At 63.7% G+C, this 14590-nt stretch carries 14 protein-coding genes; 2 read left to right on the top strand and 12 right to left on the bottom strand.

Annotated elements, in window-relative coordinates:
* Positions 1 to 79: 79 nt before the first annotated feature.
* The 3 genes from H3V53_RS05255 to H3V53_RS05265 form a co-directional block, all read right to left on the bottom strand.
* Positions 80 to 733 carry a redoxin domain-containing protein gene (locus H3V53_RS05255; protein ID WP_054923031.1) on the bottom strand — a complete coding sequence of 218 codons (654 nt, stop codon included), beginning with the start codon at positions 731 to 733 and terminating at the stop codon, positions 80 to 82.
* Between the two features lie 278 nt (positions 734 to 1011).
* Positions 1012 to 1740 carry a hypothetical protein gene (locus tag H3V53_RS05260; protein ID WP_336597038.1) on the bottom strand — a complete coding sequence of 243 codons (729 nt, stop codon included), beginning with the start codon at positions 1738 to 1740 and terminating at the stop codon, positions 1012 to 1014.
* 125 nt (positions 1741 to 1865) lie between these two features.
* Complete coding sequence (locus H3V53_RS05265) at positions 1866 to 2306, bottom strand: Ohr family peroxiredoxin (RefSeq protein ID WP_336597039.1); 441 nt, start codon at positions 2304 to 2306, stop codon at positions 1866 to 1868.
* Positions 2307 to 2545: 239 nt separating this feature from the next.
* Here H3V53_RS05265 and H3V53_RS05270 point away from each other — a divergent pair, with 239 nt between their 5' ends.
* Positions 2546 to 4288, top strand: coding sequence for an FAD-dependent oxidoreductase (locus H3V53_RS05270; protein ID WP_336597040.1), 1743 nt, complete (start codon positions 2546 to 2548; stop codon positions 4286 to 4288).
* Between the two features lie 50 nt (positions 4289 to 4338).
* On the opposite strand, the gene H3V53_RS05275 is transcribed toward H3V53_RS05270, so the two are convergent.
* The 9 genes from H3V53_RS05275 to H3V53_RS05315 form a co-directional block, all read right to left on the bottom strand.
* On the bottom strand, positions 4339 to 5340 hold the full coding sequence (locus tag H3V53_RS05275) for a LysR family transcriptional regulator (RefSeq protein WP_336597041.1): 1002 nt from the start codon (positions 5338 to 5340) through the stop codon (positions 4339 to 4341).
* 117 nt (positions 5341 to 5457) lie between these two features.
* Positions 5458 to 5865 (bottom strand): cupin domain-containing protein, encoded by a 408-nt coding sequence (locus tag H3V53_RS05280; RefSeq protein WP_336597042.1) that lies wholly within the window; start codon positions 5863 to 5865, stop codon positions 5458 to 5460.
* A 68-nt stretch (positions 5866 to 5933) separates the two neighbouring features.
* Positions 5934 to 6413, bottom strand: a complete 480-nt coding sequence (locus H3V53_RS05285) for a carboxymuconolactone decarboxylase family protein (protein ID WP_336597043.1) — start codon at positions 6411 to 6413, stop codon at positions 5934 to 5936.
* 185 nt (positions 6414 to 6598) lie between these two features.
* Complete coding sequence (locus H3V53_RS05290; RefSeq protein ID WP_336597044.1) at positions 6599 to 7477, bottom strand: RNA polymerase sigma-70 factor; 879 nt, start codon at positions 7475 to 7477, stop codon at positions 6599 to 6601.
* Positions 7478 to 7668: 191 nt separating this feature from the next.
* A complete protein-coding gene (locus tag H3V53_RS05295) occupies positions 7669 to 8829 on the bottom strand; it encodes a porin (protein WP_054922977.1) in 1161 nt (386 codons plus the stop codon).
* Positions 8830 to 9100: 271 nt separating this feature from the next.
* On the bottom strand, positions 9101 to 9505 hold the full coding sequence (locus H3V53_RS05300; protein ID WP_336597045.1) for a response regulator: 405 nt from the start codon (positions 9503 to 9505) through the stop codon (positions 9101 to 9103).
* 170 nt (positions 9506 to 9675) lie between these two features.
* Positions 9676 to 10704: an aldo/keto reductase gene (locus H3V53_RS05305; RefSeq protein WP_054922975.1), complete on the bottom strand. Its 1029-nt coding sequence runs from the start codon at positions 10702 to 10704 to the stop codon at positions 9676 to 9678.
* A 276-nt stretch (positions 10705 to 10980) separates the two neighbouring features.
* Positions 10981 to 11898 (bottom strand): sterol desaturase family protein, encoded by a 918-nt coding sequence (locus tag H3V53_RS05310; protein ID WP_336597046.1) that lies wholly within the window; start codon positions 11896 to 11898, stop codon positions 10981 to 10983.
* A gap of 245 nt (positions 11899 to 12143) precedes the next feature.
* Positions 12144 to 13160 carry a VTT domain-containing protein gene (locus tag H3V53_RS05315; protein WP_336597047.1) on the bottom strand — a complete coding sequence of 339 codons (1017 nt, stop codon included), beginning with the start codon at positions 13158 to 13160 and terminating at the stop codon, positions 12144 to 12146.
* 479 nt (positions 13161 to 13639) lie between these two features.
* Here H3V53_RS05315 and H3V53_RS05320 point away from each other — a divergent pair, with 479 nt between their 5' ends.
* Positions 13640 to 14560: a response regulator gene (locus H3V53_RS05320; RefSeq protein WP_336597048.1), complete on the top strand. Its 921-nt coding sequence runs from the start codon at positions 13640 to 13642 to the stop codon at positions 14558 to 14560.
* Positions 14561 to 14590 lie beyond the last annotated feature (30 nt).

Genomic DNA, 14590 nt, shown 5'->3' on the forward strand with positions numbered 1-14590 from the left:
GACGCCCGGACGCAGGAGAACTCGGCGCCGACGCGCATCGCCATGCATGGCGGCGCGCATCGGCATGCGGGTCACGATGTCACTTCGGTTGCTGCACGTAACGCAGATACGGCTTCAAGGTCCTGAAGCCTTGCGGATATTTCTCTTTCGCGGCATCGTCGGACACGGACGTCGGGATGATCACGTCCTCGCCGGGCTTCCAGTTCACGGGCGTCGCCACCGTGTGCTTCGCGTTCAGTTGCAGCGAGTCGAGCAGACGCAGCACTTCGTCGAAGTTGCGGCCTGAACTCATTGGATAGACGAACATCGCCTTGACCTTCTTGTCCGGGCCGATCACGAATACCGAACGCACCGTCGCATTGTCGACGGCCGTGCGTGGGCCGCCGCTCGCTTCGGGATGAATCATGTCGTAGAGCTTCGCGACAGTCAGGTCGGCATCGCCAATCATCGGATAGTTGATCGCATGCCCCTGCGTCTCTTCGATGTCCTTCACCCACCTCTGGTGATCGCTGACGGGATCGACGCTCAAACCGATGATCTTCGTATTGCGCTTGTCGAATTCCGGCTTCAGCCCCGCCATGTAGCCCAACTCGGTCGTGCAGACGGGCGTGAAATCCTTCGGATGCGAAAACAGGATGGCCCAGCTGTCGCCAATCCAGTCATGGAACTTGATGGTGCCTTCCGTGGTTTCCGCCGTGAAATCGGGTGCTACTTCGCCTAGTCGAATCGTCATCTTCATCCTCCTTGTGAATGGCGCGAATGGATGCGTCGAGTGTTGCGGCCGTCGTCCGCGCGACAGACGGCAGCCGCCACCGCCGAAAAGCGCGGCCGGTAACTTTTATAGGGTAGAACAATTTGCAGCTTTCGTAAGCCGCCCGTCGGCGCGAGATATTGCGGCTCCAATGTGCGTTGCGCCACAGAGAACGCACGCGGCCGCGCGCTGGAAGAGCGCAACGAAGCAACCCAGGCGGCACGCCCGAAGATGGGCAGGCGAGCGGGCACCGAGCCGTCTCACATGCCGGGCGTCGCGCCGACGGCTGAAAGCGTGGGCGCCTTCGCCAGCGGTTGCGCCACGCCTGCCTGCGTCATCAGCGACACGGCTGCGGGATCGGGCATGCCATTCGAGTCGATCGCGCCCGCCGCCTGCAGCGCTTCGAGATCGCTGTCCACGCCGGGTTGGCCGACGCTGAACGGCGTCGTGAGAAACGCGGGCACGGCGAGCGTGAGCATGTAGCGCTGCTGCAGATTCGCCACGACGGCCGCTTGCGCAGCCTGCACATTCGACTGGCTCGAAAGCGCCTGCTGAAGCCGCGTGTCGCTGGACAAGCTCGCCAGCAGATTGGCTTCGCTCGTGCCGAGTTGCGCGGCAAGGTAGACGAGCATCAGCTCCGTTTCAGGTGTCGTGTTGAACACGCCGCCCGCGAATGCAAGCGAATGCAGTGTCGTGCCGCCCGACGTGACCGTGAGCACGCAAGGAAGCGTTGCGCTGAACGTGAGGCTATAGCGGCCGCCACCATCCGACAGCGTCGCGCCCGAGCCTTGCGCACACGTTGCACTGACCGTCGCGCTGGCGAGCGCCCTGCCCGTCGCAGCGGTGCCCGAAAGCGCGAGGCTGGGCGCCGCGACCGGTCCGGTGCAACCGTTGAAACCGATACACACGCTCCCGCCGCACGAACTGAGGGCTGCGGCACATGCGACTGACAGCGTCGGCCGAACGATGCGAGCGATGCGGAAGTTCATGGCCATCTGCCGTTGATCAAAAGGCGCGGATTTTTATTCTAGCGCGCCCCTTCGATCGCGATGGAAGTCGCATGGCGGCGGCATGGCAGACGCGCTCGCGCCGGGCCATGCCGCTGCTTAGGCGATCAGATCACGTTGATCGCCACGTCGATGTTGCCGCGCGTGGCCTTCGAATACGGACACATGTCGTCCGCTGCGTGCACCACTGCTTCGGCGATGTCGCGCGCCACACCCGGCATGCTCACGTCGATGCGCGCGCCGAGAAAGTAGGCCTTGTTCGTCATGCCCGGATCGATCTCGATGTCGAGCGCGAGATCGGGCGGCAACGTGACCTTCTGCGCCTGGGCCGCGAGCCCGATCGCCGTGAACAGACACGCCGACCACGCGCCCGCGAACAGTTGCTCCGCGGTGGGATGGGGCTGGGCGGCCTCGAACCGGTGCGACGCCTGTCCGGGCGAGGACAGGCTGATGTCGAGACGCCCTTCATGCCCGCGCGCCTCGCCTGCGCCGCTGCTTGCCGTCGTGTGGGTCTTGCCGGTGAAGAGAACGGTGTCGATTCTGGTCATGCTGAACTCCTGGATGTTGGATATCGGGTTTTCCTATGTATGCGATTCAATCGCATGCGATGCATATTGTACGAAAGCGCATGTCATGTCAATCGCATACGATTTAATAGCGCGAATACTTTCGATAGTTAAGCACCGGCTGCATACGCGCTGATGAAGGGCGCGAACGCACGCATGCAGGAATTTTTCGCCGCGATTACGCTGTCCCTTGCGTATGCATCCACGCAGGAGAATCCGCGATGAGCAACGAGCCGACGCCGTCAGACGAAACGCCCAGCCGCCCGCAGGCGACGGACGCTCCCTGGGGCGCCGACGATGCTCTCCTCGAAGACCCGAGCGTGCGCGACCATCCGCGTCATCAGCAGATGTTTCCCGTCCTCGCGGAAGCGGAGATCGAGCGGATCAGGCGGTTCGGTCACGCGTCGCGGTATGCGAAGGGCGAGCTTCTGTATCGCGCGGGCAGCCTGTGCCCTGGCGTGTTCGTGCTGCTGTCGGGCAAGGTGCGCATCGTCGGCCGCGATGGCCTCGGTCACGCGCGCGTCATTCACACGTACACGCGGCGCGGCGAATTCACGTCGGACGTCACGCAACTGTCGAACAAGCCGGCCGTCGTCGACGCGCATGTGACCGAAGACGTCGAGGCGATGTTGCTGCGTCCCGAGGAACTGAGCGCGATGATGATCAGCGAGGCCGATCTCGGCGAGAAGATCATGCGCGCGCTGATCCTGCGGCGCGTGCTCGTGATCGAGCGCGGCCACGGCGTGGTGCTCGTCGGTCCGTCCGGCAATGGAAGGCTGGTCGCGCTGCAGAATTTTCTGCGCCGCAACGCGTTCCCGAGCCTGACGCTCGACGCGAACCAGGACGCCGAAGCCATCGCGCTGCTCGAACGTCTGACGCCGCAACCCGACGACTTCCCGCTTGTGCTGTGTCCTGACGGCACGGTGCTGCGCAATCCGGACGAAGGGCAGCTCGCGTCGTGTCTCGGTCTGATACCCGAGTTCGATCCCGCGCATGTCTACGATGTCGCTATCGTCGGCGCCGGTCCGGCGGGCCTCGCCACGGCCGTCTATGCGGCCTCCGAGGGGCTGTCGGTCGCGGCGCTCGATTGCCGCGCGCCGGGCGGCCAGGCGGGCATGAGCTCGCGCATCGAGAACTATCTGGGCTTTCCGACGGGCATCACGGGGCAGGCGCTCGCGGGCCGCGCGTTCGTGCAGGCGCAGAAGTTCGGCGCGCACATCGGCATTCCGTGCGAGGTCAAGGCGCTCTATTGCGACAAACAGCCGCCCGTCGTCGAACTGACGGACGGACGGCGCATCACGGCGCGCAGCGTGGTGATCGCGAGCGGCGCGGAGTATCGGCGCCCCGATATCGACGGGCTCGCGCGCTTCGAAGGTTCCGGCGTGTACTACTGGGCGACGCCGATCGAAGCAAGGCTGTGCCGCAAGGAACCCGTGCTGCTGGTCGGCGGCGGCAATTCCGCGGGACAGGCGGTCGTCTATCTCGCGTCGCACGCGGAGCACGTGCATATGTTCATTCGCGGCGCGAGCCTCGAGCACAGCATGTCGCACTATCTGGTCGAGCGCATCATGTCGCTGCCGAACGTCACGCTCCATGCGCGCTTCGAGCTGACCGCGCTCGAAGGCGACGCGCGGCTCGAACGCGTGAGCTTTCGCGGCGCGGGCGGCATCGAAGGCACCATGACCGCGCATCACCTGTTCGTGTTCATCGGCGCGGAGCCGAATACGGGCTGGCTGAAGACGTGCGGCGTATCGCTCGACGACAAGGGCTTCGTGCTGACGGGCGCCGATATTCCCGGTCTGGGCCTGCAGCCGATGTCGCTGCAAACCAGCGTGTCCGGCGTGTTTGCGATCGGCGACGTGCGCTCGGGCTCGACCAAACGCGTGGCGTCGGCGGTCGGCGAAGGCGCGGCCGTCGTCGCGCAGATTCACCGGCTGCTGGCGGATGCGCGCGTGACGGGTTAGCGCGGCGCGAGACCCGCTGGCGCGCGTTCACGCGCCAGGACATCGCGCCGCTACGCGCACTCGGCCAGCGCGGTCATCGGCGTGAAACAGTCCAGGTCGAGTGCGCGCGTGTGCTCGGTCATGTAATCGACGAATACACGGATGCGCGCAGGCAAGTGCTTGCGGCTCAGATAGCAGATGTAGTGACCGCTGTCGTCGGGCGCATGCTGCGCGAGACAGCTGACGAGGCGTCCGTCGCCGAGCAGGTCGCACACCTGATAGCCCGGCAGTTGCGCGAGGCCTTGCCCGTCGAGCACGGCTTGCAGGATCAGCTCCGCATCGTTGAACGTATGTGTCGCGGCGGGCTGGCGGCGTTGCGGCACGCCGCCGATCTTGAACTCCCATTCCTTCACGCGGCCCGATGCAGTCCGGAAGTTGATGCACTGGTGCGCGGGCAGTTCGTCGACCTCACGCGGCAAGCCGTGCGTGCGCGCATACGCAGGCGATGCGCACACGATCATCTGCATCGGGATCAACTGACGCGCGACGATCTCGCTGTCCTCCATGCGACCGTCGCGAAACGACACGTCGATACGCTCGGCCGTGAAGTCGGCGGGACGGTCGTTGAGCAGCAGTTCGAGCGAGATGTCGGGATAGCTCGCCCGAAAGCCGCGCAGCAGCGGCGCGACGATCCTGCGTCCGAAGCCCGGCGTCGAATGGATGCGCAGCTGCCCTCGCGGCGGACCATTGCGCAGTTCGCGCATTTCTTCGAGTGCCTGCACGATGCGCTCGACGCCCGCCTGGCAGTTCTCATAGAACAGTTCGCCTTCGCGCGTGAGCGACGTGCTGCGGGTCGTGCGCAGAAAGAGGCGAGTGTCGAGCTGGGCCTCGAGCTTCTGCACGTTGCGGCTCACCGACGAGCGTCCTATGCCGAGACGGTCGCCCGCTCTGGCAAAGCTGCCCTCATTGGCAACGGCAAGAAACGCGACGACACCGGCGAAACTGGTTGCAAACGTGCTTGCAATCGGGTCGTCGGCGCCGGACCGGAAGCGGCGCGGTGCGAAGTCTGACATGGAAGCCCAAAGAAGTGGAGTCCGTTTACAGACTAGACGTTCGAGCGCTCCCGTCTGTGACGCCGTCCGTCGGATTTTTTCCGGCGCACCCGCGCCGACGCCGCGTCAGGCGCACGCCTACTTCTCGGGCACCAGCACGGGCGAGCCCTTGTCCTTCAGCAGCAGCACGAGGAATTTCGCGGGTTTCGTCTGGCTCGCGTTGCGACCGACCGTGTGAACGTCGTCGGGGCCTTCATAGAAGGCCTGGCCGGGCGTCAGCGTGACTTCCTTGCCGCCCTTCACCGCCATCACGATCGAGCCCTCCAGCACGTAGATGAAGCCGTGGGCATGATGCCGATGCACCGGGTCCTGCGAGCCGGGCGGATACACAACCGTGATCATCATCGCTTCCTTGCCGGGGTAATCGGCAAGCGCCTTCGTCATGACGGGCGTAACGATCGCGTCCGGGGCCTCGGCATATGCCTTGCCCGTCAACGCGCCCGTGATCGCGAGCGCGGCCGCCAGGCTTTTCTTCGAGCGGAACATTGTGTGCTCCTTCAATGGGGACGGCCCGCAAGCGGGCCGCAGGGTAAAAAAGAACAACCGTATCGGGCTCAGGCGAGGTTCGCCTTGTCGAGGCCGAATGCCTTGTCGAAGGAACCCGGCACGGGCCTGAACGCGACGTTCGCGCGGTTCCAGGCATTGATCGCCATCACCAGGAAGGTGAGATCGGACACTTCCTTCTCCGAGTACTGGCCGCGCACGCGCTCATAGATTTCGTCGGGCACGCCGTGTTCGGGCAGCGTCGTCAGGACTTCCGTCCATGCGAGCGCGGCGCGTTCGCGCGGCGAAAACAGCGTCGATTCGCGCCAGGCTGCGACATGATGCAGGCGCAGCTCGCGCTCGCCGTGAATGCGTGCTTCCTTCACGTGCATGTCGAGGCAAAAGGTGCAGCCGTTGATCTGCGATGCACGGATGTTGACGAGGTCGAGCACTCCCGCTTCAATCGCGGAATCCTTCAGCAGATTGCTGAACTCGATGAATTTTTTGGACAGTTCCGGCGACTGCTGAAAGTAGTTGACGCGCTGGGTCATGAACGTTCTCCTGGTGTCGGTGACGGCGGCGTCCGCGATGACGGATGCGGCGGCGCCGCGAGCGGTCGTGAACCGCATGCAGTCATGTTAGGTTCGCGGTTCGCAGCGCGGTAGACGCGCCGACGGGCTCACGGTGTTGCCCACCGGACACCAATCGGCAACCAGAAGAAATGACGACGCAGCGCTCAGGGGTGGGGATAAGCGGCGGCGATACGCGCGAGCTTGTCGGGATTGCGCTGTACGTGAATGGCGACGATGCGCTCGCCGTCCGTTTCAAATGTTTGCGCCGACTCCAGCTCGCCTTCGAAATAGCGCAGCAACGCGGCCTCGCCGTTGAGCATCACGAGCTTCACGCGCAACCCGCTCTTGTAGCGCAGCGCGGCGGCGTAGAACAGCTGCGCGATGCGCCGGCCGCCCTCCATCGGTTTCGGGAAACTCTGTACCTTGCCGCCGCCATCGCCGATGAGGATGGCATCTTGCGCGAGGAACGCGTTGATGGCGGGAAAATCGCCGCGTTCGAGTGCCTGTGCGAAGGTCTGCAGCAGCTGCTGATGCTTCTCGCGCGGCACTGCGTAGCGTGGACGTTCATCGCGCAGTTGCGCCTTCGCGCGGCTCACCAGCTGACGGCACGCGGCTTCCGTCTTGCCGATTGCACCGGCGACTTCGTCATAGTCCGCGTCGAACACTTCACGCAGCAGGAACGCCGCCCGCGCTTCAGGCGACAGCCGTTCGAGCAGCAGCAGAAACGCGACGGAGACATCGTCGGCGCGCTCCTTCATCTCTTCGGGGGTGGCGGGCGAATCGGTCATCAGCGGCTCCGGCAGCCAGATACCCGTGTAGTGCTCGCGCTGGACCTTCGCGGCGCGCAAGCGGTCGATGGACATGCGCGTCGTCACGGAAACGAGCCACGCTTCCGCGTTGTCGATGTCCTGACGGTCGGCGCCGTGCCAGCGCAGCCAGACGTCCTGCACGATGTCTTCGGCTTCGGCGACGGAGCCGAGCATCCGGTAGGCGATCTTCTGCAGGCGTGGGCGTAGCGGGTCGAAGGCGGATACGTCGTCCATGAACGGTTCGTGTCGTGGGGCCGCCGCGCAAGCGTGACGGCGCGCAAGGTGGCAAAACCAAAGTTTGCCACGGATGCGCGACAGCGATGGAGTATGGGGCAGATATGAGAAAGCGCCGCACATGACGGCGCAGGCGCCCGCCTCGCGCCAGGCGCAGCGTCGCTATGCGTGGCGCGAACGGGCGCGTGGCATCAGAACGCGTGCCGCAGGCCCACCGTCACGGCAACCTGCGTATCCGTCGACGAAGGCGACAGCGTGTTGATCATCGCGTGCGAGAGCACCGTGCCCGCCGGCGCGCCATGCACGTTTTGATAGACGCCTTCGAGGTAGAAATCCGTGCGCTTGCTGACGGCGTAATCCGTTTGCAGCATCGCCGTGTTCCATCCCGGCGACGAGCCGTTGTACGCGCCATGCGTGTACGTGTACGCACCCGACACGCTCAAGGCGGGCGTGAGCGCGTACTTCGCGTTCACTTCGTAGTTGTCGAGGCGCAGCGAGCCATTCAACGTGCCCGCGGACGAGTCGTTCGCGCCGAGATAGCTGCCCGTGCCGAACGAGAACACGCCTGCCACGTTGTCGAGCTGCGTGTGACTCCAGACGAGACCAACCGTCGCGGGGCCGTACGTATAGTTGCCGCCGAGCGACCAGATGCGCTGTCGTTCCGCGATGAAGTTCGCGCTCGTATCGGATGCGGTGATCGCGCCGCCTTCGTTGCCCGCGTTGTTGAACTGCAGATAGCCGGCCGCGAGATTGACGGGGCCCATCGCGTACGACAGGCCGAAGCCATACGAGCGGTTGTTCGAAAAGTCGCCTGCCTTGTTGCTGAACGCATACATCGTCGCGAACGTGATGCCGCGATAGACGGGGCTCGTGTACTTGACCGTGTTGTTGACGACGACGGAGTTCGCAGCGAGGTTGTCGTTCTCGAACGGATGCGCGGCCATGCTGCCACCCCACGTGTTGAATTCCGCTGTCAGCGGGCCGACGAGGTCGTTCATCACGTCGAACTGGCGGCCGAACGTCAGCGTGCCATAGGGATCGCTTTGCAGACCGACCCACACCTGCGAACCGAAGGCATCGCCGGAGAACGCCTGCGCGCCGTTATTCAGCAGAAAGCCTTGTTCGAGCTTGAACACCGCATGCAGGCCGCCGCCCAGATCTTCCGAGCCCTTGAGGCCGAACACGGTATTCTGCGTCGCGCTGCTGAGCATTTGCCAGTTGCTGTGGCCCTGCTGATTGTTGGTATAGACGAGACCCGTATCGATCAGGCCATACAGTGTCACGCTGCTTTGCGCGTGCGCGGATGCAGTAAAAACGCCGAGGGTCGCGAGGGCAAGTAGTGATTTCTTCATGTTGTATAGGCTCCGTGATGGTGCTGTGCCGAGTCGGATCGCATGACAACGAGTCTGCGATTTTGGGCGCGCGATCATAGAGAATGGACAACGGTTTGGCAACCACCAACGCGCCAGCTCAACGCAGCGCTTCCATCATAGGCGTGACAAAAATATCCGGCGTCGAAGTGAGACAGTGCGCAAAAAACGATGCGAACGAAGCGCGACCTGCGAGACCCGGCTTTCAGTCAGATAAAGATGCTCTTCTTTTTTGCCGACATCAGGAGAACGTTTATTGACTCTTCGGCATGGCGGGAATGTTGCGCCGGCGGCGGCCGTCGGCGGCGCGCTCCTGCAGCAGCCGGTCCATTGCCGACAGAAGATCGGACGGGTCGAGCGGCTTGCGCAGAAAGCCGTCGTAATAGACGAAAGCGGGTGGGCTCGGCTCGCCCGACACGAGGATGAACACGATATCCGCGAGACTCGGCTCGTTGCGCACGTGATAGCACAGCACGCTGCCCGACATGACGGGCATGCGCCAATCCGCGACCACGATGTCCACTTCACGCTTGTGCAGAAGATCGAGTGCGGCGCGTCCGTCTTGCGCGAGACACGTCTGATAGCCGTGCGCCTCGCAGACCGTCTGCCATGCGTCCAGCGTTCCAGCGTCGTCGTCTACAAGCAGCACTGTCGGCATATCTGGCCTCGCTCATGACCATTCGATGCACGACGCTCGCGGCCGCTTCGTGCCGTTCGAGCGCGTCCTCACATGTTGCCGCAAAAAAAAATCGATGGGCCGGTCGCGCTGCCCGTTGCGCACGGACGCGCCGGCCTGCTTCACTTCATCGCAAGCAGCGGACCGGCTGCTTATACGGGGAACGGATTACGCTCCGCGAAACCTTCCTGATGCCAGTACGGATAAGCCGGCCTCAGCTTGCTCGCTTCGTCGAGCTTCGCCACCTGTTCCTGCGTAAGATTCCAGCCGACGGCGCCCAGATTCTGGCGCAGCTGCGTTTCATCGCGCGCGCCGATCAGCACCGTCGACACGGTTGGCCGCTGCAGCAGCCAGTTCAGCGCGATCTGCGCAATGGTCTTGCCCGTTTCTTCCGCGATGGCATCCAGCGCATCGACCACGCGATACAGGTACTCGTCGGGAACGGGCGGCCCCATGTCGGCCGTCTTGTGCAGACGGCTCTGATCGGGCAGCGGCTGGCCGCGGCGAATCTTTCCCGTCAGACGGCCCCAACCGAGCGGGCTCCACACGACGGCGCCCACGCCCTGATCGATGCCGAGCGGCATCAGTTCCCATTCGTAGTCGCGTCCGATCAGCGAGTAATAGGTCTGGTTCGCGACATAACGCGGATAGCCGTAACGGTCCGCGACATCGAGCGACTTCTGCAGATGCCAGCCGGAAAAATTCGACACGCCTGTATAGCGGATCTTGCCCGCGCGCACGAGATCGTTCAGCGTCGACAACGTTTCTTCGACGGGCGTTTTGGCATCGAAGCCGTGCAGCTGGAACAGATCGATGTAGTCGGTTTGCAGGCGAGCGAGGGCGGCATCGACGGCCTTGATCAAATGAAAGCGCGATGAGCCGACGGCATTGGGATCGTTTTCGTCGAAGCGGAACGTGGCCTTCGTCGAGATGATGGCCTTGTCGCGACGACCCTTGAGCGCCTCGCCGAGAATCGATTCCGATGCGCCGCTCGAATAGATGTCGGCGCTGTCGAACAACGTCACACCTGCGTCGAGACAGATATCGACGAGCTTGCGAGCCTGCGCGACATCCGCCCCGCCCCACGCCTGAAAGAATTCGCCTTTACCGCCGAACGTTCCCGTGCCGAAGCTCAGTACGGGAACCTTGAATCCTGACGCGCCCAGGTGACGATATTCCATAGTGGCCTCATCGATGAGATCGGGTTGGATGATGTTGCTTCGTGCTCGCGAGCCGCATGCGCGCGGCTGCCAGGTCGATAGACTACTCCATTGGCCTGCGGCGTGCTGGCGTGCCATACAACCTGAATCAGCGTGACTCGTTCTGAAAGACGCCGCGATTCGCAATGGATATTTGCGGCGATTGAGCAAGCAGAGTGCCAATAGAAACGGGGCGCGCATCCGTCTGCGCGCCCCGCCTGGTCCTTCCATTATCCAGGCTTGCGTCTTGGTGACACATCAACCGTTGACGGTCTCGCAAGCGCTCTGCACCACGGCCTTGTTCTTGCGGCGCAGTTCTTCCGTCGTTTCGCCGCCGCCGTCGGGCAGCCAGCCCGGCGGCTGGATGATGTGGTTGAGCGCGATCCACGGGTTCTTCGCCTTGACGACGTCGCGAATCAGCGTGGCCCAGTGTTCGAACTCGATGACGAACGGATTGCGCGACGTGGTCGGCGTAACGAAACCGTACACACAGGGTTCGTCTTCGCGCTCTTCGACGTACGTGCCGAACAGGCGGTCGAACACGATCAGCACGCCGCCGTAGTTCGCATCGAGATAGTCGACGTTCGATGCGTGATGCACGCGGTGAGCGGACGGCGTGTTGAACACGTACTCAAACCAGCCGAGCTTCGGAATCCATGTGGTATGCAGCCAGAACTGGTACATCAGGTTCAGGAACAGCGTCAGCATCACGACTTCTGGCTTCACGCCGAGCCAGACCAGCGGCGCGAAGAACAGCGTTGCGCCCGACAGCTTGCCCGTCAAGCCGAGACGGTATGACGTCGACAGCGTCAACTGGTTCGGCGAATGATGCACGGCGTGCGTGGCCCAGAAAAAGCGCATGCGATGCGAGGCGCGGTGATACCAGTAGTAGCAGAACTCCTGGCCGATGAAGAGCGCGAACACCATGAGCGCGCTATTGATATCGACAGTGAACAGGCGATGCTCGTAGGCGAAGCTGAACAACGGTGTCGCGAGCGAGAGCGGCAGCAGCGACATCAGTCTGCGCACAGCGAGGTCGAGGAGGGAAATCCACACCTCGTGCCATGCGAAGGGTGTGGTCGCGCTTTTCCTGCGGCTGAGTACGACTGCTTCGATCAGCGATATCGCGACGACGAAGCCCGTGAAGCCGAAAACAAGTTTGGTGACGTATTCCATGACGATGCCATAACGGTTGGTGGCGGAGGTATCGTCTGCGGTGGAGTTCGATCAGTGCATCGCATCCGATGTGTGCACTGTAGAGATGACAGCCGTTACAGGCTATGCGGAAGTTATTTCAACCTGTGTCACGAGGCGGCGCACACGCGCCGACCGTTGTGCGGCAAGGGTTTCCGGCGTTTTAGCGGCAGCGGAAAAAGCGCCTGGGAGGACGCAGGAATCGAGGCGCGGCGACTCGCCCGCGTTCAGCCCGCCACGGTCGCGCGGACCGTGTACTCTTCTTCCGGCACGGCCACGGCCAGGCGTTGCAGCGACGTGGAGAAATCGGCGGGCAGCGGCTCCGTGGGATAGCCGCGCTTTTCCCACGCGTCGAGTCCGCCCTTCAGCGCGCGCGCATGGTGAATGCCCTTGCGATGCAGCTGCTCGATGATGCGCCGCGCCGTCGCTTCGTTCGGGCACACGCAATATACGACGATGGGATGCGCGAGCACGGCGGGTTCCAGTTGGCCGGGGGAATCGAGATCCAGCGGGTACGCGCCCGCGATCCGGTACGCCTCCTGTTCGCGCACGCTGCGAGGTCTCGCATCGAAGATCAGCGGCGGTGCGTCGGAACGCATCATCGCGTCGAGCTGTTCCGGGCTGATGCGCCGCTCCGCGAGCGCGCGCCGGAACTGGATGCGTCGCACCCAGCGATACAGCAGCATCGTCACGCCGATCGCGGCGAACGCATCGAAAATCGTGCCGCCGTTGTGCCGCACCAGCAGCATCGCCTGCACGATCTGGTCATGCAAGGCGGCGCCGCCGACCAGATACACGCCCGCCCATAGCGACGCGCCAACAGCGTCCCACAGCAGGAACACGCCCGGCGCGATCGCCGTCGTGCCGAGCAGCGGCGCCGAAATGAGCCCGAGGCCCGGGATGAACTTGGCGAGCATCAGGATCGGCGCGCCGTGCCGTTCGAACACGCCGCGCGCCACGCGCAGCGATGTATCGAGCGACAGCGAAAAGCGCACGAGCCCGTTCAGCAGCCGCCGGCCGCGCACGCGCCCGACGAAGAACCATAGAGAATCGGCCAGCAGCGTCGCGACGACGGCCGCGCAGAACACACTCGCATACGACACCTGGCCCATCGCCGCCATCGTCCCGGCCAGCATCAACATCGGCGCGGCGGGCACGGGCACGCCGAGCTGCGTGAGCAGCACGCTCAGAAACACGGCCCACGGGCCGAGCGAAGGCGGAACAGCAGTGGGGAAATGCCACACGGCAGCGGTCCTTTCAGGCAAGGTCGGGCGGCATCCATGCGTGCCGCGCATAAAAACGCAGCGCCGCGGCGCGAATGTCCGACCTTCGCAGCCAACGACGCCCGTGCGATTCTAGACAAGTTCGCGCAAGCATGGAGTCCGGCTGCGCAATTTGCGCATCGTATGCAAACGGAAAACACCGCGCGCATCGGCGCCAGCGCCGCGCCCGCTTGATCCGAATCCATTTTGAACACACGTGCCGAAAATGAGAAAGTGATCGCCGCGAAAAGCCGAACACTTCGGACGTACGCGCGTCATATCACGTCGTGAGAGGATTGAACGCACGTTCATTCGCAACGGATATCGGGAAATCGCTATTGTCGGATCGGCAAATCTCCGCCTAATCTTGTGTTCGTTCAGGGACGGCAGGTCACCCATCGCAAGCGGCGTCCGCGAAACGCCGCATTGAGCATTCCACTCCGAGGCGCTACACACACCACATGTCAGCGTACAAGTTCAAGCTCCTGATCGTCGACGACGACGTCGCGACCGTGCGCATCATGAGCGATATGCTTTCCGATTACGGGGAACGGCGCTTCGCGCTGTCGGGAGAAATGGGGTTGCTGCTCGCGCGGCAGTCCACGCCGGACCTGATCCTGCTCGACGCGAGCATGCCCGGCATGACAGGTTTCGACTTCTGCGAAATTCTGAAGGCCGACGCCGAACTCGCGAAAATCCCCGTCATCTTCGTCACGAGCCACGATGCGCCCGCGCTGGAGATCGACGCGTTCCGCCTCGGCGCATCGGATTACGTCACAAAGCCGCTGAATGCCACGCAACTGCGCGCGCGCGTCGAAACGCAATTACGCAAGCGGCTCAAGATTCTCACGCAATCGGAGCGCTTTCGCTCCGGCTCGTACCTGCCGCCCACACTTGGCGCCTTGCCCGACAACATTCTGATCGTCGAAAGCGATGCGGGCCGCTTGAGCAGCCTGCAGGATCTGCTGCACGACCTGGGCCGCTGCACGTCCGCCGCCACGGGCGCACAGGGTCTCGAACGCGCGCTGCACAGTCTGCCGACGGTGATCCTCGTCAGCGCGACGCTGCCCGACACGACGGGACTGGAATTGTGCGCGGCCCTGAGAAAGGAGCCGCGGATCGAAGGCGTGCCCATCCTGCTGCTCGCGAATGGCGTCGCGGGCGACGCCGCCCGTTACGAACAGGCGCTGCTGCTCGGACTCGCCGACAGCGTGCTGAAGTACGCGCAGCCCACCGTCCTGAAGGCGCGCGTGCGTAACGCGATGGCTGCCGTGCACGCGGACCAGAAGCGGATCGGCGCGATGCGCGAGTACTGGCTCGCGGTCGAAAAGGCGGCGCGGCGCGTCGAGCGCAAGAACGACGAGGGCAATATTCCCGAATGAAAGTGGCGAAGGCGTCGGCCGACGCCTTCG

The organism is Paraburkholderia bengalensis, assembly GCF_037126505.1.
GTDB lineage: Bacteria > Pseudomonadota > Gammaproteobacteria > Burkholderiales > Burkholderiaceae > Paraburkholderia > Paraburkholderia bengalensis.

Excerpts from the sequence above, each read along its gene's own strand:
- H3V53_RS05260 (WP_336597038.1), bottom strand. The coding sequence starts at position 1,740 with ATGAACTTCCGCATCGCTCGCATCGTTCGGCCGACGCTGTCAGTCGCA.
- H3V53_RS05305 (WP_054922975.1), bottom strand. The coding sequence starts at position 10,704 with ATGGAATATCGTCACCTGGGCGCGTCAGGATTCAAGGTTCCCGTACTG.
- H3V53_RS05290 (WP_336597044.1), bottom strand. The coding sequence starts at position 7,477 with ATGGACGACGTATCCGCCTTCGACCCGCTACGCCCACGCCTGCAGAAG.
- H3V53_RS05285 (WP_336597043.1), bottom strand. The coding sequence starts at position 6,413 with ATGACCCAGCGCGTCAACTACTTTCAGCAGTCGCCGGAACTGTCCAAA.
- H3V53_RS05255 (WP_054923031.1), bottom strand. The coding sequence starts at position 733 with ATGACGATTCGACTAGGCGAAGTAGCACCCGATTTCACGGCGGAAACC.
- H3V53_RS05320 (WP_336597048.1), top strand. The coding sequence starts at position 13,640 with ATGTCAGCGTACAAGTTCAAGCTCCTGATCGTCGACGACGACGTCGCG.
- H3V53_RS05270 (WP_336597040.1), top strand. The coding sequence starts at position 2,546 with ATGAGCAACGAGCCGACGCCGTCAGACGAAACGCCCAGCCGCCCGCAG.
- H3V53_RS05310 (WP_336597046.1), bottom strand. The coding sequence starts at position 11,898 with ATGGAATACGTCACCAAACTTGTTTTCGGCTTCACGGGCTTCGTCGTC.
- H3V53_RS05300 (WP_336597045.1), bottom strand. The coding sequence starts at position 9,505 with ATGCCGACAGTGCTGCTTGTAGACGACGACGCTGGAACGCTGGACGCA.
- H3V53_RS05295 (WP_054922977.1), bottom strand. The coding sequence starts at position 8,829 with ATGAAGAAATCACTACTTGCCCTCGCGACCCTCGGCGTTTTTACTGCA.
- H3V53_RS05265 (WP_336597039.1), bottom strand. The coding sequence starts at position 2,306 with ATGACCAGAATCGACACCGTTCTCTTCACCGGCAAGACCCACACGACG.
- H3V53_RS05280 (WP_336597042.1), bottom strand. The coding sequence starts at position 5,865 with ATGTTCCGCTCGAAGAAAAGCCTGGCGGCCGCGCTCGCGATCACGGGC.
- H3V53_RS05275 (WP_336597041.1), bottom strand. The coding sequence starts at position 5,340 with ATGTCAGACTTCGCACCGCGCCGCTTCCGGTCCGGCGCCGACGACCCG.